This is a genomic window from Rhodococcus sp. PAMC28707 (assembly GCF_004795915.1).
In the GTDB taxonomy this organism is placed as follows: Bacteria; Actinomycetota; Actinomycetes; order Mycobacteriales; family Mycobacteriaceae; genus Rhodococcoides.
The window spans coordinates 956,354-979,748 of record NZ_CP039253.1 but is presented as its reverse complement, the minus strand read 5'-3'; the positions used below and the strand labels follow the sequence as shown (position 1 = coordinate 979,748).

The window sequence follows — 23,395 nt, the reverse complement described above, 5'->3', positions numbered from 1 at the left end:
GTTCTAGAGTCCGGAGGTGCTGATCAGAAACGTGGTTCTCGCCGCGGGCGGCCCGACCTACGAAGTGCAGACGGTCGGTGGTCGGATCGCCGAGGTGACCCCGTCCGGAAGTTTTTCGCGCGCTGTCGAGGGTGAGATCCTCGACGGTCGGGGAGGGGCGCTGTTGCCCAGTTTCGTGGACAATCACGTGCATCTGACGCAGTGGGCCGCATCGTTGACGCGGATCGACGTTTCGGAATCGGATTCTGCCGCTGCCGTCGTGGACATCCTTGTGCACTCCGAGGAGCGGTACGGGAAAAGGACACTGCGCGCCCAAGGTTTTCGCGACGCACTGTGGCCCGACGTGCCACACAAGGATGTGCTGCAGAGGGCCCTACCGGACCGCCTCGTGGCTATCACGAGCATGGATCTGCACACGCTGTGGCTCAGTCCGGCACTTCTGGCCGAACTGTCCATCGATCATCCGACGGGGATATTGCGCGATCGCGACTGCATGGAAGGTCTCGGTGCTCTCGACCGGCTGGCCGATACCGAGCACGGCGATCTCAGTGTTCTCGACGCCACCGCCGAATTGGCTCGACGAGGCATCACCGCCGTGACCGATTTCGAGTACGCGGACAACAGAGCTGTCTGGTTACGTCGCGCCGGCGTCGGACAGTCATCCGTCGACGTGTCCATCGCAGTGTGGCCGCAATGGCTCGAACACGAGTTGTACCTCGGCGCGAAGACCGGTGATCGCATCGGTGACGAGCGGCATCTTTCACTCGGCCCGCTGAAAGTGATGTTCGACGGTTCACTGAACACCCGAACCGCATGCTGTCACGACGCGTATCCCGATGGTTCCGGAACCGGCCTACTTCTCGAGACACCCGCAGACCTTCGCGCACTGATGCGACAGGCATCCGAAGGCGGGATACAGCCGGCTGTCCACGCCATCGGTGACCGCGCGAACTCACTCGCACTGGACGCGTTCGAGACCATCGGAATCGGCGGGCGGATCGAGCATGCTCAACAGGTCCTTCCTGCCGACGTGCAGCGGTTCGTCGCGGCAGGCGTCGCAGCATCCATCCAGCCTCAGCATGCGATGAGCGACCGTGACGTCGCCGACGAACTGTGGTGTGGTCGAGCCTCGATCGCCTACCCGTATGCCTCGCTGCATCGCGCGGGCGTAAAGCTGCTGTTCGGCTCCGACGCCCCGGTCAGCGCGCCGTCGCCGCTCGATGCCGTAGCCGATGCCGTGTGGCGTACCGACGACGATCGAAGGCCGTGGCAGGTCGAGGAGGCGCTACCGCTGGACGTCGCCTTGGCCGCGGCGTGCGGGGGCCGCCGATCGGTCGACGTCGGGGATGCGGCAGATCTGGTGATACTGGCCGAACACCCCGCGAATCTGAGCAACCGCGAGTTGCGCGCGGATCCGATTCTGGCCACCGTCCGCGCAGGACAGGTCACCTTCGAGCAGGCTGGACCACTATGAGTGGAGATGCCGAGCGAGGTAGTTGGCGCATCTACGAGGGCTCGGTGCTCTCCGCGCCGCTTGCTGCGGCCCTCGCCGCTTTCGTCGAGCAGGGCTACCACGGGGCTTCGGTGCGTGAGATCGCAGCACGCGCTGGACTCTCCGTACCAGGGCTGTATCACCATTTTCCGTCGAAACAGGCCCTTCTGGTGGGGCTGATGAAGGCAGCCATGGCCGACTTGCTCCAACGGTCGAGGGTCGCAGAAACAGAAGCTGGGACCTCGCCCAGCGCACGTTTCGATGCCGTCGTCACTTCGTTGCTCCTGTTCCATATGTATCGCCGGGATCAGGCGTTCATCGGATCGACCGAGATCCGCAGCCTCGAAGCCGACAACCGCAGTGAGTACATCGGTCAACGTGACGAGCAGCAGCGCATGCTCGACACGATCGTCCACGACGGCGTCGAGTCGGGCGATTTCGACACCGAGTATCCCGAGGATGCCTCTCGGGCGGTGACGACACTGTGCGTCGGAATCGCAGGATGGTATCGGCCCGACGGTCCACTTTCGGCGCCAGAACTTGCAGCGGTGTATCTGACGATCGCACGGAAAATTGTCGGTGGTAGCCGATAGTCTCGCGGGATGGCAACACTGGCGGATGCCTGCGCAGGCCTCGCCGAGTTGGAGTCGGTCGTCGGCAGCACTGTAGATTGGACCGGTGCCGAATTCAGGAACGAAGAACGGTGGCGTGATCTCAGATCGCCGGCTCGTGCATACTGCCGAGCGTTCGGCCGACCGTATCGATGTCGCTGGCGGGGGCCCAGCGGATCAGTAAGCAGATGTAACGATCGCAACCGGATTCGGAGATGTACTGCAAGGTAACTTGACTCTGATCGGTGTGCGTTCTTTTCGACTGCGCAGCGAAGAATGAGACTGTTGTATTCGGTGCCTGATCGACCTCTGCATTCAGAAGTCGATCAGGGGCGTGTGATTGTGGGAAAGAGAGGCTTCGATTGGACCCGCTAGGTTCGGCAGGATCAGATCAGGATGCGCAGGGGGGCCGCGAGTCGTCGTTTCCGCTCTCTCCTGCTCAGCTCGGAATGTGGTTCGCGCAACACGTCGATCCGTCCGTTCCCGCAAACATCGCTCAGTACGTCGAACTACGTGGTGCTCTCGATATCGACCTTCTGCAGCGAGTGTCCTCCGAAGCCGCGCTCGAGATGCAGTCCGGGTTCGTTCGGATCGTCGAAGTCGATGCTGAACCGCGCCAATACGTAGATCCCACCCTCGACGACGAACTCGGATACCTCGACTTACGCGGTGAGGACGACCCGCGCGCAGTAGCGCACGCGTGGATGCGAGCCGACTACAGCGCTCCGATAGACATGCTCACCGACCGGTTGATCGCCGCGACGGTGCTGCACCTCGAAGACGACCTCTTTTTCTGGTACGAGCGCGTCCATCACGTGGTGCTCGACGGATTCGGTGCGGTCACGTTCATGAATCGCGTTGCGGAGCTCTACACCGCCGCCGTGAACGGCACCGAGCCGAAGAAGAATCTGTCCTCGGACCTGACCAAGGTCTACGACCTCGACGTTGCATATCGAGACTCGACTCGCTTCGAGACCGACCGCGAGTACTGGGCGGATCGAGTGGCGGGGATCGACTCTGTGACTAGCCTGGCTGGGCGCAGTGCGGCTCCCGCACCCGTCAGTCAGATCGACACCACGGCGTTGTCGCCGCTCCAAGGCGCGCGGATCGAAGAGATGACAACTGCGACGGGTGCAACGCTGGCAAGTGTCGTGATCAGCGCGTTCGCGGCCTACCTGGCACAGATGACCGGACGCGAGGACGTCGTCCTGAGCCTCCCTGTCACCGCTCGCACCACGGCAGTACTTCGCCGCTCCGGTGGGATGGTCTCCAATGTCGTCCCGCTGCGTCTCGACGTGTCGAGAGACACCACGGTCGAAGAGCTTCTGGCACGCATCGGTACCGAAGTGACCGGTGCGCTTCGGCATCAGCGCTACCGCCACGAAGACATCCGCCGTGACGCCGGCGGTGCCGGCGGACAGGCGTCGTTCTTCGGACCGTGGGTCAACATCATGCTTTTCTTCAGCGAGTTGCGTTTCGGTTCGATGGTCGGCGGAATCAACATCCTGTCCACCGGTCTTATCGAGGATTTCGGGCTCAACCTCTATCAGAGCGTTGCAGGCAGCACGACTCACGTCGATTTCGAGTCGAACCCGAACCTGTACGACTCCGAAGAATCGGCACGCAATCACGCACGCTTCACCGACTTCCTCGACCGGTTCATCGCGGCAGGGCCGAGCGCCCGCGTATGGGACCTGGAGCTGGCCACTGCAGACGAAAGATCCTCTGTACTGCAGATCTGGAACGAGACAGAACACGAGCTCGGCCAACGGACACTTCTGTCGGACTTCCATGCCCGCGTCGACCTCGATCCAGAGAGCACGGCGCTCGTCTACGAAGGCTTGTCGCTCAACTACGGCGAACTCGGTTCGCGCGTGAGCGGTCTTGCCAGGATGCTGATCGCCAAGGGTGTAGGGCCGGAGACACTCGTCGGATTGTCCATTCGTCGATCACTCGACCTGATCGTTGCGATGTATGCGATCGTCGAAGCCGGAGGCGCATGGGTACCGCTCGATCCGGATCATCCCGCCGATCGCACCGCATACATTCTCGACTCTGCGCAACCACTCTGCGTTCTCGTCGTCTCGCGCGACGGCGTGGAACTGCCGGTCGGCACCGACACGGTCGAGGTCGACCTACTCGACTACGCAGCGCTGAATTCGGCACGTGTTCAAGAGCGTGATCTTCTCTCCCCGCTGCGACTCGACAACACCGCGTACGTCATCTACACCTCGGGTTCCACCGGCCGACCCAAGGGCGTCGCGGTCACCCACGCGGCGATCGACAACCAACTCCAATGGATGCGATCGGAGTACGAACTCGGCGCCACCGACGTCTACCTGCAAAAGACGGCGACGACGTTCGACGTCTCACTGTGGGGCTTTTTCCTTCCCCTCCAGGTCGGTGCCAGCATGGTACTGGCCACTCCCGACGGACATCGGGATTCGGTCTACGTCGCGGACAAGATCGCCGAACACAGTGTGACCGTCACCGACTTCGTGCCGTCGATGCTCACGGTGTTCGTCGCGAACGCACCGATCGGAACATGCGGGTCGTTGCGGCATGTGTTCGTCATCGGTGAAGCGTTGCCGGTGGAAACAGCAGCAGCATTTCGTGAGCTGACCGATGCCGGTCTACACAACTTGTACGGCCCCACCGAGGCTGCGGTCTCGGTAACTTACTACGAAAGTGGTGTACAAGACGAAAGAACTGTTCCCATCGGAGTTCCCGAATGGAACACCAGGGCTTTGGTACTCGACGGCCTACTCCGGCCCAGCCCGATCGGAGAAAGCGGCGAACTCTATCTGGCGGGCGTGCAGTTGGCTCGCGGATACGTGGGCCGACCAGATTTGAGCTCGGACCGTTTCGTCGCCAACCCTTTCGGGGGCGCGGGGGAGCGGATGTACCGCACCGGCGATCTCGTGCGTTGGCGCGCGGACGGCACCATCGACTACATCGGGCGTACCGACTTCCAGGTCAAATTTCGTGGGCAGCGCATCGAACTCGGTGAAATCGAGACGGTTCTTCTTGCCCACCAATCCATCTCGCAGGCCGTGGCCCTCGTCGTTCCCACTGCGACCGGCGAGCAACTCGTCGCCTACGTGGTACCCGGTCCAGGCGCTGCGCTCGACGCGGCCGAGGGCACCGAGTTCGCGTCCCGATCGCTTCCGTCGTACATGGTGCCTTCCGCGATCGTCGTTCTCGACGCTCTACCGTTGAACACGAGCGGCAAGCTCGATCGAAAAGCGTTGCCGGAGCCGGTGTTCAGCAGCGCCAAGAAATATCGAGCACCGCAGACACGTGTGGAGTACGTGGTCGCAGGTGTCTTCGAAGACGTCCTCGGCGCATCGCACGTCGGTCTCGACGAGGACTTCTTCGAACTGGGCGGTAACTCGCTGATCGCAACGCAACTCGTCACCCGGGTGGGAACTGCCCTCGGAATCCGTCTCGGTGTCCGAGAGTTGTTCGAAGCGCCGACGGTCGGTGCGCTCGCATCGCGCGCCGAGACTGCGATCGAACAAGGTTCCGCGGGCCCACCACTGACTGCCGGTCCTCGGCCGGATGTTCTGCCCCTGTCCCTTGCCCAGCAACGTATGTGGTTCCTCAACCGGTTCGACCCGGATACCGCTGCCTACAATCTCCCGTTCATGGTGCGACTGACCGGCGACGTGAACGAAGTGGCGTTGTCCCAGGCATTTGCGGACGTGGTCGCTCGTCACGAAACGCTGAGGACGGTCTACCCGCAGGTCGACGATGCCCCACAACAATTGATCCTGCGGACCGAGGACGTCTTGTCGGATCTCTCGGCCGCAACCGTCGACGAGAATTCGTTGGCCACGGAATTGGTGGAGTTCGCTCGCGGCGGATTCGACGTGGCAGACGCCGCACCGATCCGGATCGCACTGTTCAAAATCTCCGATACCGAGTACGTGCTCGCCATGGTGCTGCATCACATCGCGGCGGACGGGTCTTCCTTCGGTCCACTCGCACGCGACATGATGGCTGCATACGAGGCCCGGTCGAACGGACGAGCGCCCGCGTGGGCGCCGCTGCCGATCCAGTACGCGGACTACGCGTTGTGGCAACGTCGACTCCTCGGACTCGAGAGCGATAGCGCATCGCTGTCCGCTCAACAGATCGAATTCTGGATCCAAGAATTGGACGAGCTTCCCGATCAGCTCGATCTGCCATCGGATCGCCCCCGTCCGTCGGTGGCGACCAACGGCGGAGCAAAGCGCCGCTTCACCATCGATGCTCGCATCCATCACGGTCTCACCACTGTGGCGCGCGCACACCAAGCTTCGCTCTTCATGGTCGTCCAGGCCGCGTATGCGGTGTTGCTGTCGAGGTTGAGCGGTACCACCGACATTTCGATCGGTGCGCCGATTGCAGGCAGAGCCCACGAACAACTCGACGACATCATCGGTATGTTCGTCAATACGCTGGTTCTTCGTGCCCGGGTCGAGCCCCACGATTCGTTCGACGAACTACTCGATCAGGTACGCAACACCAACCTGTCGGCGTTCGCGCACGCAGACATCCCCTTCGAGCGACTCGTCGAGGTCCTCAATCCAGCTCGATCGACTGCCCGGCACCCGCTGTTCCAGGTTGCGCTCTCCCTGGAGAAGGCACGCGTGAGCGAGCTCAGCTTCGCCGGTCTGCAGGTGACCGCACAGGAACTCGATGTTCCGATCGCGAAATTCGACCTTCAGCTCTGGCTCACCGAGCATCAGGACGATTCCGGGGAGCCTGGACGAATCGAAGCCACCTTCGAGTACGCCACAGATCTATTCGACGCGTCGACGATCGAGGGATTCGCAGACAGGTTCCTTCGCATTCTCGAGGCCATCGTTGCAGATGCGTCGGTTCCGTTGGGCGCCATCGATATTCTGGCGCCGGACGAGTCCGAGACGTTGACGACCATCCACGGTGGCCGCGTCGAATCGCGGCGACTTCTGCCAGAGTTCTTGGCGGCCGGTGTGGCTGTCAACCCGGACGGCATCGCGGTGCATACGTCTGTGGAGACGGTGACGTACCGAGAACTCGACGAGCTCACCGATCGATATGCTCGGTACCTGATCGATCGAGGCGTGGGCCCGGAGTCCGTTGTCGCACTGGCATTTCCGCGTTCGCTGGAGATGGTCATCTCGATGTGGGCAGTGGCGAAAACTGGTGCCGCGTGGGTTCCCGTCGATCCCGAATACCCCACCGACCGGGTACAGCACATGCTGTCGGACTCAGGGGCCCTCGTAGGGATCACCTCGTCGACTCGCGTCGACGAACTACCCGGCACGTGCGAGTGGTGGGCAATCGACAACGCCGAGTTCGAGGAGGCTGTCGCCGGCTATCCGGCTGTCGGTGTGTCCGACGAGGATCGGACCGCGCCACTGCGACTGGATCACCCCGCGTACATCATCTACACCTCTGGCTCCACCGGCCTGCCCAAGGGTGTCAGTGTCACCCATCGAGGCCTGTCCGGTCTGATCGACCAGTCGGTAGACCTCTATCGGGTGACGCCTGCGTCGCGGTTCTTGCACGTGATCTCCCCGAGCTTCGACCCATCTGTTCTCGAATGGGCACTCACTGCCTCGGCCGGGGCAACTCTGGTCGTGGCTCCGCCGTCGATCATCGGTGGCCCCGAGCTTCATCGACTCCTTGCCGATGTTGCTGTCACACATGCGATCATCACGCCGGCAGTGCTCGGCTCCGTCGATCCGGTCGGACTCGACGACCTGGAATTGTTGTCCGTCGGTGGTGAGGCATCCGCGGCCGATCTGATCGCGCGGTGGGCTCCGGGCCGCCGCTTCTTCAACGCATACGGACCGACCGAAACAACGATCGTATCGACGCGCGGTGAACTGTTCGTCGGTGAGCCGATCACGGTAGGTAGGCCTGTACCTGGTGTCGGCGCCCTGATTCTGGACTCCCGCCTGCAGCCGGTCCCTGCCGGTGTCGCAGGTGAGCTCTATCTGTCGGGCGACGCCGTCGCACGTGGCTATTACAAGCGTGCAGGATTGACTTCGGATCGGTTCGTCGCCGACCCGTACAACAACACGGGGACGCGGATGTACCGCACCGGAGACATCGTTCGATGGACGAAAGACTTTGCCATCGAGTACGTGGGGCGCTCGGACTTTCAGGTGAAGGTTCGCGGCTTCCGTATCGAACTCGGGGAGATCGACGCAGCGCTCGAGACGTTCCCAGCGGTCACCTTCGCAGCGACACTCGGACGCGAAATGCAGTCGGGTCAAACGGCTCTCGTGTCGTATGTGCACGGTTCGGTGGGTATCGACAAGGACGAACTGTCGAAGCACGTCGGGCGCCTGCTGCCGAACTACATGGTGCCTTCGGTGATCGTCGTTCTCGACGAGGTTCCGTTGACACCGATCGGCAAACTGGATCGCCGGGCGCTTCCGGAACCGGAACTCGGCATCAGCTTTCGTCAGTTCCGTGCCCCGACGACTCCGATCGAGGAAACTGTTGCGACAGTGTTCAGCGATGTCCTCGGCGTCCCCGTCGTCGGCCTCGACGACGACTTCTTCGAACTCGGTGGCAACTCGCTCCTGGCAACTCAGGTGGTCTCTCGGCTGGGCGTCGCTCTGGATGCAAGTGTTCCCGTACGCATGGTTTTCGAGGCATCTTCGGTAGCGCTTCTCGCAGTACGGGTGGAGCAGGCAGCGGGCGAAGGCGGTCGCATCCCATTGGTCGCCTCGACCCGTCCCGACCACGTACCACTGTCGTTGGCACAGCAACGGATGTGGTTTCTCAATCGATTCGACACCGATTCCACTGCTTACAATATTCCGTTCGCACTGAGACTGACCGGCGAGCTGGACGTGGCGGCACTCCAAGTTGCCATCATGGATGTCATCGATCGACACGAGTCTTTACGGACCGTCTACCCGGACACCGCCGACGGCCCGCGGCAGTGCATCCTCGACGCGGCTCAGACGGTCCCGAATCTCATGCCGATCCAGACATCGGCAGCGGACATCCAGCGCCAGGTCTTCGCGCTGGCTTCCACCACGTTCGACGTGACGGTGAACGTCCCCATCCAAGCCCGACTGTTCGAGATCGGGCCGCGCGAACATGTGGTCGCGATGGTGGTGCACCATATATCGGCTGACGGTTGGTCGATGGGGCCACTCGCTCGCGACATCATGATCGCCTACGCCGCTCGGACGGCATGGGAGCATCCAGCATGGCTGCCGCTGGCCGTTCAGTATGCCGATTACAGTTTGTGGCAGCGGTCGGTTCTCGGTTCGGAGAAGGATTCGACGTCGCTTATCTCCAGCCAGGTCCACTACTGGGCGGACATGCTTGCAGGGCTACCGGATCAGCTCGATCTGCCGACCGACCATCCGCGGCCTAGTCGCCAGTCCTACAAGGGTTCCTCGGTTCGTTTCGAAATCCCGGCTCATATGCATCGTGAACTGTCGCTTCTGGCGCTTGCCCACAATGCGTCCCTGTTCATGGTCGTGCACGGCGCCCTTGCCGTTTTGCTCTCGAGATTGTCCGGGACGAGCGATATTGCCATCGGTACGCCCGTTGCCGGCCGCGGTGACGCCGCGCTCGACGATTTGGTCGGGATGTTCGTCAACACCCTGGTTCTCCGCACCGACGTCGACGCTTCGACATCGTTCTCGGAGCAGATCGGTCGCGCGCGGGAAGTCGCGCTGGGCGCATTCGGTCACGCCGACCTGCCCTTCGAGCGACTCGTAGAGGTGCTCAATCCTGCACGTTCACAGGCGCGGCATCCGCTTTTTCAGGTAATGCTGTCCTTCGAGAACCTCACTCGAACCCACGTCGAACTGCCCGGTCTTTCCGTGGACAGTGTTGCTCTCGATGCGGAGGTCGCCAAGTTCGATCTACAGCTCAACGTCGTCGAGTCGATCGGGGACGACGGTCGTGGGCAGGGCATGTCCGCCGAATTCACCTACGCGATAGATCTTTTCGATGCGGAAACTGTGCGCAGCTTCGCATCTCGATTCGTTCGCGTTCTCGAGGCGGTCGTGGCGGATTCATCGGTCGCGGTAGGTGACATCGATCTGCTGGATATCGGTGAACGCAAGCGAGTCGTATCGACGTGGAACAGGACTCGGCACGAAGTCGATCCCGGTCTGACTCTGGTGGATCTGTTCGATCGCCAGGTCGAGGCCACACCTGAGGCATCGGCACTGGTGTACGAGGACGAGACGCTCACCTACTCGGAATTCGATTCACGAGTCAATCGTCTTGCGCGGCATCTGATCTCGATCGGTGTAGGCCCGGACATGTTGGTGGGGCTTGCGATCGGCCGCAGTGTGGAGCTGCTGGTCGGCATGTACGCCATCGTCAAAGCAGGGGCCGGATACGTACCGATCGATCCGACGCAGCCGACCGAGCGCAACGAGTACATCATTGCCACCGCGTCCCCTGTCTGTGTGTTGTCCACGACGCGGGATCACCTGGATCTCGAGGTCATCGACGTCATCGACATCGATGACCTGAACGTCGACGGGTATTCGAACGCGCCCGTGTCGGACGATGACCGGGTCTGCCCGCTGCGGGAATCGAACACGGCATACGCGATCTTCACCTCCGGTTCGACAGGTCGGCCCAAGGGTGTCGCAGTGGCACATTCGGCCATCGTGAATCGTTTGCTGTGGATGCAGAACGAATATCCCATCGACGCCGCCGATGTAGTACTTCAGAAGACTCCATCTACGTTCGACGTCTCGGTGTGGGAGTTCTTCTGGGCTCTGCAGAACGGTGCGTCGGTGGTCGTTGCCGCGCCCGACGGCCATCGAGATGCCGCCTATCTCCTCGAACTCGTTCAGCGCGAACGGGTGTCCGTCGCACACTTCGTGCCGTCGATGCTGGCGGTGTTCGTGCCGGAGGTCGAGGTCCGCAGGGCCGCGGGTGGCTCGTTGCGTCTGGTGTTCGCCTCTGGTGAAGCGCTCGCTCCGACAACCGCACAGTCGTTGCGTCGAGCGTTGCCCCGTGTCGCCTTGCACAATCTGTACGGTCCCACCGAGGCCGCGGTCGACGTTACTTACCACCCGGTAAGCGACGTCGACACAGTAGTGATGCCGATCGGTATGCCCGTATGGAACACCTCGGTGTTTGTACTCGACGCACGCCTGTCGCCCGTACCGGTGGGTGTCGCGGGTGAGCTCTATCTCGCGGGTGCCCAGTTGGCCCGCGGATACGTCGGCCGCCCAGACCTCACGGCAGACCGCTTCGTCGCAGATCCGTTCGCGCAGTTCGGAAGTCGGATGTACCGGACCGGTGACGTCGTGCGGTGGAATCGCGGCGGTGAACTGGAGTACATCGGTCGTAGCGATTCGCAGGTCAAGCTCAGAGGTCTGCGCATCGAGCTCGGTGAGATCGAAACTGTGCTACTCGAGAACACCTCGATCCAGCAGGCAGCGGTCTCGGTGCGAGGTGAGCAATTGGTTGCCTATGTGGTCACTGCTCCCGACACCGACCTCCGTCCGGTACGAGAGATGTTGGCGTCACGACTGGCCGAGTACATGGTCCCGTCCGTTTTCGTGCCGTTGACAGAGTTCCCACTGGGTGCGACGGGCAAGCTCGACCGTCGAGCACTTCCGGATCCAGTACACGTGCAGCGCGAGTACCGCGAACCAGTCTCGCCGACTGAGCAGGCAGTCGCGAGCGTTTTCGCAGAGGTACTCGACGCGACCGAGGTCGGACTCGACGACGATTTCTTCGAACTGGGCGGCAACTCTTTGATCGCGACGCGTGTCGTGACTCGACTCGGCGCCGCCCTCGATGCCGAGATCGGCGTCCGTACGTTGTTCGAGAATCCGTCTGTCGCCGCTTTGGCTCGCGCACTCGCCGAGCGGGCAGGTGCCGGACGCCGTAAGCCTTTGGTGCCGCAGGTCCGCCCCGAACTCGTTCCCCTCTCGCTCGCCCAGCAGCGGATGTGGTTCCTCAACAGGTTCGACACTGCATCGGGTGTCAACAATATTCCTGTCGCAGTGCGCTTGTCCGGTCTGCTCGACCGACAGGCCCTCAATGTGGCAGTTGCGGACGTGTTGGATCGGCACGAGTCCCTCCGTACCATTTTTCCCGAGGTCGACGGGTCCGGCCACCAGTTGGTATTGCCTACCAGCCAGGTGATTCCGGATCTCGCGCCGATCGAGATCTCCGGAGACGACGTTTTCGCGGCCCTGGAAGAGGTGGCGACGACCGGCTTCGACGTCACGATCGAACTTCCGTTACGTGCGCGTCTGTTCGAAATCAGCCCGACCGAACATCTTCTGGTGCTGGTCGTTCATCACATCTCCACCGATGGCTTTTCGATGGGCCCACTGACCCGGGACATCATGACTGCCTATATCGCCCGATCCGAGGGCGTGCAACCGAATTGGTTGCCGCTACCGGTTCAGTATGCGGATTACAGCTTGTGGCAACGGGACATGCTCGGACACGAGAGTGACCCGGAATCGCTGCTGGCGAGGCAACAGAACTACTGGCAGTCCGCGCTCACAGGGATACCTGCCCAGTTGGATCTGCCGGTCGATCATCCGAGGCCCGCGGTCGCATCGAACCAGGGTGCGGGCGTGAGCTTCCTCGTCGGGCAGGGCACCGTGGACGTCCTGACCGATCTTGCACATCACCACGCCTCGTCGCTGTTCATGGTCATGCATTCGGCTTTTGCCGTTCTGCTCGCCCGCCTCTCGGGGAGCGAGGACATCGTGGTCGGAACTCCGGTGGCTGGACGAGGTGAGTCCGCCCTCGACGATCTGATCGGCATGTTCGTCAACACGTTGGTTCTCCGCACGCCGGTGGACAGGCGTGCACGCTTCGATGAGGTACTCGCCGCTACGCGTGCGACGGACTTGCAGGCTTTCGCCAACGCGGATGTCCCGTTCGAACGACTCGTCGAGGTGCTCAACCCTGCTCGATCACAAGCGCGACACCCGCTGTTCCAGGTGATGCTCTCGTTCCAGAACATGGAACTGACCGACCTCGAGCTTCCAGGACTGTCGGTTTCGATGGTCGACTTCGAAACCAAGGGTTCGAAGTTCGATCTCCAGCTGACCATCAGTCAGAAGACCGACGAGCACGGAACCGACGCCGGCTTGTCCTGCCTCTTCACCTACGCAACCGACCTCTTCGACGAGGCCACCGTCGAGGCGATGGCCGCTCGCTTCCAGCGAATCTTGCGAGCGATCGAAGTCGATCCGGCAATTGTCGTGGGCGACATCGACTTTCAGGAACCGGAGGAGTACAGCCGGCTCGTTCGCACGGTCAACGATACCGAGCATGCTGTCGACGACACCCAGACTCTCGCTTCTTTGTTCGACGCGCAGGTCGGGCGTACCCCGAATGCGCCTGCGCTGGTGCTCGCGTCGGAGACCGATGCCCCGTCGCCGGTCCTTACCTACGCGGAGTTCGATGCGCGAGCGAACTCCCTCGCTCGGTATCTGGTGGGCCGAGGTGTGGGCCCCGAATCCACTGTGGCATTGGTTGCGCGGCGTTCGTTCGAGCTGCTGATCGGCATGTACGCGATCATCAAATCCGGCGCAGCGTACGTCCCGCTCGATCCTGATCAGCCCGCCTCGCGTAACGAGCACATTCTGGCGAGTGCCCGGCCAGTTCTCGTCCTCGCCACCGAGGACACCGCGAACTCGATCACGGCGGATGCTCCGGTCTGTGTGTTCGACAAGCTCGATCTCAGTGATGTTTCGACGTCTGCGATCACTGACGCGGACCGGACGCGTCCACTCCGACCGGACAATCCGGCCTACCTCATCTTCACTTCGGGATCTACAGGTTTGCCGAAGGGCGTCTCGATCAGTCACCGCGCGATCGTGAATCAGATGCTGTGGCGCCAGGAGATCTACCGGCTGACTGCTGCCGACGTGTTGATCCAGAAGACGCCGGCAACGTTCGACGTGTCCGTATGGGAGTTCTTCTGGGGACTGGAGAACGGCGCGTCACTGGTGATCGCTCCACATGATGCGCATCGTGACCCGGGCCGGATCACCCGCATCATCGAGCGTGAACAGGTGACACTCGCGCACTTCGTACCGTCTGTACTGTCGGTGTACGTCACCGATGTCGATACCGACGCGTGCCGGTCCCTCCGACTGCTGTTCGTCGGCGGCGAGGCTTTCACGCCTTCGGCCGTAGCTCGGGTTCGACGGGTCTTTCCCGGCGCCGAGTTGCACGACCTGTACGGACCTGCAGAGACTGCAGTCGACGTCACCTTCCACGCTGTCACCGACGTCGATATCGAGACCGTTCCCATCGGGGTGCCACTGTGGAACACGCGTGCATACGTGCTGGATCAACGGTTGCACTCGGTGCCCGTCGGAGTACTGGGGGAGCTGTACATCGGCGGCGTGCAGCTCGCGCGCGGATACGCGAGTCGGGCCGATCTGACAGCTGAGCGTTTCGTGGCAGATCCGTTCGGCGAGAACGGTGCTCGACTCTACCGGACCGGTGATGTCGTACGTTGGAATTCAGACGGTGAACTGGAGTATGTGGGTCGGAGCGATTTCCAGGTCAAGCTTCGAGGCCAACGTGTAGAACTCGGCGAGATCGAGTCGAGCGTTCGCGCGGGCGCCGAGAACGTCGACGACGCGGTCGTAGTCGTTCATTCCGATGCTCGCGCAGGCGATCGACTCATCGCCTACGTCGTGCCCCGGCCAGGTCACGTCGTCGATACCGAGGCGCTTCGTGCGGCAGTGAAGATGTCACTGCCGTCTTACATGGTGCCGTCGGCATTCGTAACGTTGGATGCATTCCCGCTCAACGCGAGCGGCAAGTTGGACAGACATGCCCTACCGGTGCCCAGTGCCGAGGTTGCGCAGTTCCGCGCACCGGTCACACCGATCGAGGAGATCGTCGCTCAGGTATTCACCAACGTCCTGGGCACGGCAAGGGTTGGTCTCGACGACGATTTCTTCGAGCTCGGTGGGAACTCACTGGTTGCCATGCAATTGGTTTCGAGGTTGGGGACCGCGCTCGACTCGAGTGTCGGAGTACGAGAGCTGTTCGAGAATTCGACGGTCGGTGCGCTGGCTGCCAGCGTCGAGCGCAAGGCCGGGACCGGTGGCCGCAAGGCGCTCGGTCCACAGAATCGTCCGGCGTTGATCCCCTTGTCCCTTGCACAGCAAAGGATGTGGTTCCTCAACCGATTCGATCCGGAGTCGGCTGTCAACAACATTCCGGCGGCAATCAGGCTGACCGGAGCTTTGGATGTCGCGGCGCTAGCTGCGGCGGTAGGCGATCTGACGAGCCGTCACGAGTCGTTGCGTACCGTCTATCCAGACCACGATGGATCGGGCTACCAGAAGATCCTGTCCGTGGACGAGGTCACCCTCGACCTGACACCGGTGGACATTTCGGCCGACGACCTGCCGACGCGGATGTACGAGTTGGCTGCGACTGGATTCGATGTCACCCTGCATGTTCCGTTTCGAACGCAGCTCTTCCGGATCGGTGCCCATGAGCATGTGCTGATGTTCGTAGCCCACCACATAGCGGCCGATGGATTTTCGATGTCTCCGCTGGCCCGCGATGTCATGACGGCGTATGTGGCCCGATCGGAGGGGCACGAGCCAGGCTGGCCGGTGCTCGAGGTCCACTACGCCGACTTCGCCATCTGGCAGCGCGAGGTGTTGGGGTCCGAATCCGATCCAGGTTCCCTGCTTGCTCAGCAGGAGACATTCTGGCGCGACGCGCTCGCCGGGCTACCTGACGAGGTGACGTTGCCGACCGACCGTCCGCGTGGCGAGACTGCTTCGGGGCACGGGGCCGTGGTGTCTTTCGACGTCACCGCCGATGTACATCGCCGACTCGCAGCGCTCGCGAGGGACAACAACGCGTCGTTGTTCATGGTCGTCCACAGCGCGGTTGCCGTGATGCTGGCACGTATGTCGGCGACGGACGATATCGCGATCGGCACACCGATCGCGGGTCGCGGAGAGGCTGCTCTCGACGATGTGATCGGAATGTTCGTCAACACCCTGGTCCTGCGCACCGACGTGGACGCAGCGAGTACTTTCCGCGAGCTCCTCGCGACAGCGCGTGAGGTGGACCTGGCTGCATTCGCGCATTCCGATATTCCGTTCGAGCGTCTGGTGGAGGTGCTCAATCCCGAGCGCTCGCAAGCCCGTCACCCGCTCGTTCAGGTATTGCTCGCGTTCCAAAACATCCGACGGACTGGATTCGACCTGCCCGGGCTGACCGTCGCGCCGGTGGATGTCGACGCGGCGACCGCGCGTGCGGACCTGCAATTGACGGTCACCGAGTCCGCGGCTGTCGACGGCACCCCGGACGGTCTGCGAGTTTTCTGGACCTACGCAACAGATCTCTACGACCGAGCCACGGTGGAAGAGTTCGGCGCTCGGTTGCTGAGAGTGCTCGACGCGGTTGTCGAGGACGAGCACATCGTGATCGGCGAGATCGATCTTCTCGGGGCCGAGGAACGAGTGCTTGTTACCTCGATTTGGGCGGGGGTCGACGGGATCGATCCGGCGGTACCGACATTGGCCGAGATGTTCGACCAACAGGTCCAGCGGACGCCACAGTCGTGTGCGGTGGTGTTCGGCGAGGAGCGATTGAGCTATCGGGAGCTCGATGATCGCTCGAATCGCCTTGCACGTCACCTGATGTCGACCGGGGTGGGCCCGGAGTCGTTGGTCGCGGTGGCATTGCCACGATCGGTGGATCTCGTCGTCACGCTGTTGGCTGTGATCAAAGCCGGCGGTGGGTACGTACCGGTTGATCCGACCAATCCGGCAGACCGGATCGCCTACGTCTTGGCCGATGCTGCACCGACTGCATTGGTGACCTGGTCGGGACGCGAATTTTCAGTGCCTGCAGGGTTGGGCTGCGTGGAGATCGACGCCGTGGACTTGTCGGCTTTCGGTTCCGCCGCGGTGGACGATGTCGAGCGGGCTCGTCCGCTTCGTACCACGGATGTTGCATACGTCATCTACACCTCGGGATCGACGGGTCGTCCCAAGGGCGTAGTAGTCCCACATGTCGCGGTTGCGCGTTTGATGGCCAACACAGATGGGTTGTTCGAGTTCGACAGCAGTGATGTGTGGACGCTGTTCCACTCGTCCGCATTCGACTTCTCGGTGTGGGAACTGTGGGGGCCCTTGCTCCACGGCGGCACGCTCGTGGTGGTGGACTACTTCACCTCACGGTCGCCGGAGGCGTTCCGTGAACTGTTGATTCGTGAAAACGTGACCGTCCTGAACCAGACCCCGTCGGCGTTCTATCAGCTGGCAGAGGTGGACCGAGTCGGCGCTGCCGGTGAGGGGAGCTTGCAGCTCAGATACGTGATCTTCGGTGGTGAGGCGCTCGAACTGCGTCGACTCTCGGATTGGTTCGATCGCCACGGCGAAAACGGTCCCGAGTTGGTGAACATGTACGGGATCACCGAGACCACCGTGCATGTGTCGCATCGTCGGATCGACCGCGAGTTGGTGTCGAGTGCTACGGGATCGGTAGTGGGTGCAGCCATCCCAGGGCTACGGGTCTATGTTCTCGATTCGCGGCTCGCGCCGGTTCCGGTGGGTGTTGCGGGCGAAATGTATGTTGCGGGTGGGACGTTGGCTCGTGGGTACCTCGGTCGAACGAATCTGACGGCAACACGTTTCCTCGCCAACCCGTTCTCCGGTACTGCGGCGCACGCTGCTGGTTCGTTGATGTACCGCACCGGTGATGTGGCGAGGTGGACCATCGATGGTGATCTCGAGTTCGTCGGTCGTGCTGATGATCAGGTCAAGATTCGTGGCTTCCGTATCGAGCTCGGTGAAATCGAATCCGCGCTGTCGAGTCAAGATTCGGTAGGCCAGGTAGCCGTCGTGGTTCGAACCGATCGGCACGACGCACATCAGTTGGTTGCGTACCTCGTACCGGTCGTGGGTTCGAGCATCGACGTTCGGAAACTCCGTACCGAAGTGGCTGCTGTGCTGCCTGAATACATGATTCCGTCGGCCTTCGTCGTGGTGTCCGAGATTCCGTTGACCGCTAACGGAAAGCTGGACCGTCGCGCGTTGCCGGAGCCGGTGTTCGAGGTTCGAGAGTTCCGGGCGCCGACTACGCCGATCGAGGAGATCGTCGCGGAGGTCTTTGCCGACTTGCTCGGTGTCGACCGGGTCGGTGTCGATGACGACTTCTTCGAACTCGGCGGTAACTCGCTGATTGCGACGCGAGTGGTGTCGCGGATCGGCGCAGCGGTCGATTCGGTTGTTCCGGTGCGTGCATTGTTCGAGTCACGAACAGTGGAGAGGCTCGCGCTCGAGGTCGAACGGTCCGGAAAGTCCGGGAGAGTAGCGCTGGTCGCGCGCATGCGTCCGAACGAGATCCCACTGTCGTTGTCTCAGCGTCGTATGTGGTTCTTGAACAGGTTCGACCCCACCTCGACGGCGTACCTCGTTCCGTTTGCGCTCCGCTTGTCCGGAGACCTGGATGTAGCAGCTCTCGGGGCGGCCGTTGCCGATCTCATCTCTCGTCATGAGTCGCTTCGAACCGTGTACCCGGAGTCGGAGAACGGTCCGGTGCAGAAGATTCTGCACCCGTCCCGGTCGATTCCGGACCTGCCGGTATCAGATGTCGCTCCCGACGCCGTGTCCGAGCACATCGCTTCGCTCGCGTCGACACAGTTCGATGTGACGGCTGAGGTACCGATGCGGATAGAGCTCTACCGAACCGGTGCCACCGAGCACGTGCTGGCGATGGTTGCGCATCACATCAGTGTCGACGGGGTATCGGTCGGTCCGCTGGCTCGCGACCTGATGACCGCATACGCGGCGAGGGCGACCGGCACCGAACCGGGTTGGACTCCGTTGCCGGTGCAGTATGCCGATTTCAGCCTGTGGCAGAGCGATGTGCTCGGCTCCGAAGAGGACGCGAACTCGACTGCGGCTCAGCAGATCAGCTACTGGACCGACGCACTCGCGGACCTCCCTGACGAGCTGACCCTTCCAGCGGATCGCGCGCGGCCGGCAACGCAGTCTTTTGCCGGTGGCAGCGTCGAGTTCGAGATCGATGCAGAGCTACACGAGCGTCTGCGAGATCTGGCACGCAAGCAGGGCGGCACCCTGTTCATGGCGGTACACGCGGCCTTCGCCGGATTACTCTCGAGGCTCTCCGGCACAGGTGACATCGCTGTCGGTACACCGATCGCCGGTCGCGGTGATCGCGCGCTCGACGACCTGATCGGCATGTTCGTCAATACGCTGGTGCTTCGCACACACGTGGACGGCGCACTGCCGTTCAACGAACTCATCGACCGCGCCCGTGACGCAGACCTCGGCGCCTTTGCCAACGCGGACGTGCCATTCGAACGGCTGGTGGAAGTTCTCAATCCTGTCCGTTCGACTGCACGGCACCCGCTGTTCCAGGTCGGGTTCTCCTTCCAGAACCAGGGGGTCACCGAGGTGGTGCTTCCGGGCCTCGATATCGCAGCATTGAATATCGAGTCCGGCGTGGCGCAGTTCGATCTGCATCTGATCGTGGTGGACCGCTATTCCGAGAGCGGAGTGCCTGCAGGGATGTCGGCAGAGTTCACCTACGCGAAGGATCTCTTCGACCACGCGACGGTGAGCACGATCGCGACACGTTTCGTCCGGCTTCTCGAATCTGTGGTCGATCGACCTGACGCGCGAATCGGGGACATCGACTTGCTCGGTATCGCCGAACGCGAACTCGTCCTCGAATCATGGAATTCGACCGACCACCCCGTTGACGGTGAAGCCACGCTGGTCTCGTTGTTCGACGAGCAGGTCGCGATCCGTCCCGACTCGCTTGCGGTGGTCGAGGGTGATCAGCGTTGGACCTTCCTCGAATTCGATTCGAGGGTCAACAGATTGGCCCGGTACCTGATCGCACGCGGTGTCGGACCGGAGACGTTGACGGCGTTGGCGATTCGTCGTAGTGCCGATCTGGTCGTCGCGATGTTCGCCGTCGCGAAAACGGGCGGTGCGTATGTGCCACTCGATCCCGATCAGCCGCTCGAACGGATCGAGTACATCCTCGATACTGCTGGGCCGATACTGTTGTTGTCCAAGTCCGGTGACGGTTCGGCACTCTCGGATCACTCGGTCCTGGACTTTCCGATGTCTGATATCGCAGGCCTCGATCTGTCCGTGCATTCGGATGCGCCGATCACCGATGCGGAGCGGGTGGCACCATTGCGTGCAGGCAACTCCGCGTATGTCATCTTCACTTCGGGATCGACCGGACGCCCCAAGGGCGTCGCCGTTTCCCACGCTGCAATCGCCAATCAGCTGATGTGGAAGCGAACGGAATTCGATCTCGGTTCGCAGGATTCGATTCTGTTGAAGACCTCGGCAACGTTCGATTTGTCGGTGTGGGAGTTCTGGTCGGCCCCGACGTCAGGGGCCACCCTCGTCATCGCCGGACCGGACGAGCACCGCGATCCCGCGCGAGTCAACGACATCATTCGGAAAGAGTCGATCACCACGCTCCATGTCGTGCCGTCGATGCTGACCGCACTGATGGTCGACGGAGCTGGCGTCCTTCCTCCTTCCTTGAAGCGCGTGCTCGCGATCGGTGAGGCACTGCCAGGAGACACCGCTCGGCGTTTCGTCGAACACAACGACGGTGCCTTGTTCAACCTGTACGGCCCCACCGAGGCTGCGGTGTCGGTGACCTCGCATCGCGTACGACCTGATGAGAGTGCGCGCGTCCCGATCGGTCGGCCGGAGTGGAATACACAGGCGTACGTGCTGGATATTCGACTAAACCCCGTACCGGCAGGAACCATCGGTGAGTTGTATCTGGCGGGCGAGCAGCTGGCGCGCGGATATCTCGGCCGCCCCGATCTGACCGCTGAGCGCTTCGTCGCCAATCCTTTCGACCCCAGTGGCAGACGGTTGTATCGCTCGGGCGACCTGGCAGTCTGGGATTCACACGGCGAACTCGTCTTCGCGGGCCGCTCCGATTTCCAGGTCAAGATCAGAGGCTTCCGGATCGAACTCGGCGAGATCGAGGCGGCAATGCGTGCGCTGGATACGCTTGCCGATTCGGCGGTGATCTTGCACTCCGACGCCCTCACCGGGGATCGACTCGTAGGGTATCTGGTGCCTTCCGAATCCCGAACGATCGACATCGACGAGGTACGGACAGCGTTGGGTACGTCCTTGCCGTCGTACATGGTGCCGTCACACTTCGTCGTGCTGACGTCGTTACCGCTCAACGCCAACGGCAAGCTCGACAGGGCGGCCTTGCCTGCTCCGGTCTTCGAATCGACCGAGTTCCGCGCTCCGACCGATCCGGTCGAACAGATCGTGGCGCGGGTCTACTCCGAGCTTCTAGGGGTTGCTCGAGTGGGACTCGATGACGACTTTTTCGCTCTCGGTGGCAATTCGCTGGTCGCAACTCAGCTCGTGGCTCGTCTCGGGGCCGCACTGAATGCGTCGATCTCGGTGCGCTCGGTATTCGAGGCGCCGACGGTCGGTGCGTTGGCAGCGCGGGTGGAGTCGCACGTCGGGCAGGGAGCGCGTGTGCCTCTGATCGCACGCCCTCGTCCGGAGTCCGTTTCGCTGTCGTTGGCCCAGCAGCGCATGTGGACCCTCAATCAAGTTGATCGAACGTCCGATGCCTACAACATTCCAGTAGCCATCAGACTCACCGGCGCGTTGGATGTCGCGGCCTTGCGAGCTGCAGTGGGCGACCTGTTCCGTCGGCACGAGATACTGCGTACGCGGTATCCGGATACCGATCACGGCCCTGTCCAATCCGTGGTTCCGATGTCCGAAGTGCTACCAGGTCTCGAGGTTCGTGAAATCTCGGCCGCCGAGGTACCGGTGGTCGTCGGAGACGTCGTCACCGCCGGTTTCGATGTTGCGGCGCAAGTGCCCGTTCGAGCCGAGCTGTTTTCGATCAGCGAGACGAACGGGACGGAGTTCGTCCTGGTCTTCGTTGCCCATCACATCAGCGCCGACGGCTTCTCAATGCGCCCGTTGATCAGGGACGTCATGACTGCCTACGTCGCTCGGACGGCAGGCGATGCCCCGATGTGGACGGAACTGCCTGTGCAGTACGCGGATTACGCGTTGTGGCAGCGGGAGGTCCTCGGATCCGAGGACGATCCGGACAGTGTGTTGTCCAAGCAGATCGGCTACTGGGCCGAGGCTCTGGTCGGCGCACCCGAGCAAATTGCGTTGCCGACCGACTTTCCGCGCCCTGCTCGAGCATCCTTGCGTGGTGGACGCTCCGAGTTCACGGTCCCGTCCGACGTAGCAGCGCGTGTACAGAAAACTGCTCGCGAGCACAATGCGACGGTCTTCATGGTTGTGCACGGCGCTTTGGCGGTGCTGCTGTCGAAGCTGAGCGGTGATCAAGACATCACCGTGGGAACCCCAGTGGCGGGACGTGGTGATGCCGCGTTGGACGACCTCGTCGGGATGTTCGTCAACACGCTGGTGCTCCGGACGAAAGTCTCACCGAGCACGACCTTTGCCGATCTGTTGACCGAAGTACGAGAAACCGATCTGTCCGCCTTCGGTAACGCCGATGTCCCTTTCGAGCGTGTTGTCGAGGTGGCGGGTCACAAGCGCTCGGCCGCCTACAGTCCTCTGTTCCAGGTCATGTTGACCTTCCAGAACCTTGCCACCGGCACTTTCGCCTTGCCTGGCCTGGAAGTGTCGGCGTTGGAGAGCGGCCTGGAGCAGGCCAAGGTCGACCTGCAACTGACGGCGGTCGAACGTTTCGACGAGTCGGGAGATCTGATCGGGATCGACGCCGTGTTCAACTACGCCACGTCGTTGTTCGAGTCGAAGACGATCGAATTGTTCGCGCAGCGTTTCACCCGCGTGCTCGACCTCCTGACATCGGACCCCAGCAGTGTCATTCGGGCAGTGGACATGCGGTCCGATGCCGAGCGTGCAGAGCCTGCACCCAAGCCGAAGACGATCGACGACCTACCCGAATTGGTCGCGGCCGCCGCTGCAGTTGCCGCATCGTCCATTGCGGTGTCCCACGCCGGAACGAGCGTCACCTTCGGGCAACTCGACGAGAAACTGTCGGCCGTCGCGAAGTCGACCGGGGGAGCACTGAAAACCGAGGCGGTTCTGTCGGTGGCGCTGACGGGCCTTCTACCAGGAATATTGCCTGCGTTGGGTGCTGATGGCTTCGCAGCGACGGTTGCGTCACTGATCAGTGACGCCCAGTCCTTCATCGCCGATCCGGGAGGACCCGGTGTCTCCATGCAGTGACCTACGTGGGCCTGATCGTGAACTTGGAGTCGAAGCCGGTTTGTGTCGCAACGTTTCGTAGGGTGTCTCGTGTACGC

At 62.1% G+C, this 23,395-nt stretch carries 3 protein-coding genes; all 3 read left to right on the top strand.

Features of this window, described 5'->3' with window-relative positions; translation table 11 throughout:
- The first annotated feature begins 16 nt into the window (after positions 1-16).
- Positions 17-1,474 (top strand): amidohydrolase family protein, encoded by a 1,458-nt coding sequence (locus E5720_RS04295; RefSeq protein ID WP_136169600.1) that lies wholly within the window; start codon positions 17-19, stop codon positions 1,472-1,474.
- Positions 1,471-2,085, top strand: coding sequence for a TetR/AcrR family transcriptional regulator (locus E5720_RS04290; RefSeq protein ID WP_136169599.1), 615 nt, complete (start codon positions 1,471-1,473; stop codon positions 2,083-2,085). The genes E5720_RS04295 and E5720_RS04290 overlap by 4 nt, the downstream gene beginning before the upstream one ends.
- 380 nt (positions 2,086-2,465) lie before the next feature.
- The gene (locus E5720_RS04285; RefSeq protein ID WP_136169598.1) at positions 2,466-23,318 is read left to right on the top strand and encodes a non-ribosomal peptide synthase/polyketide synthase; all 20,853 of its coding nucleotides are present in this window, start codon (positions 2,466-2,468) and stop codon (positions 23,316-23,318) included.
- The last annotated feature ends 77 nt before the right edge of the window (positions 23,319-23,395 follow it).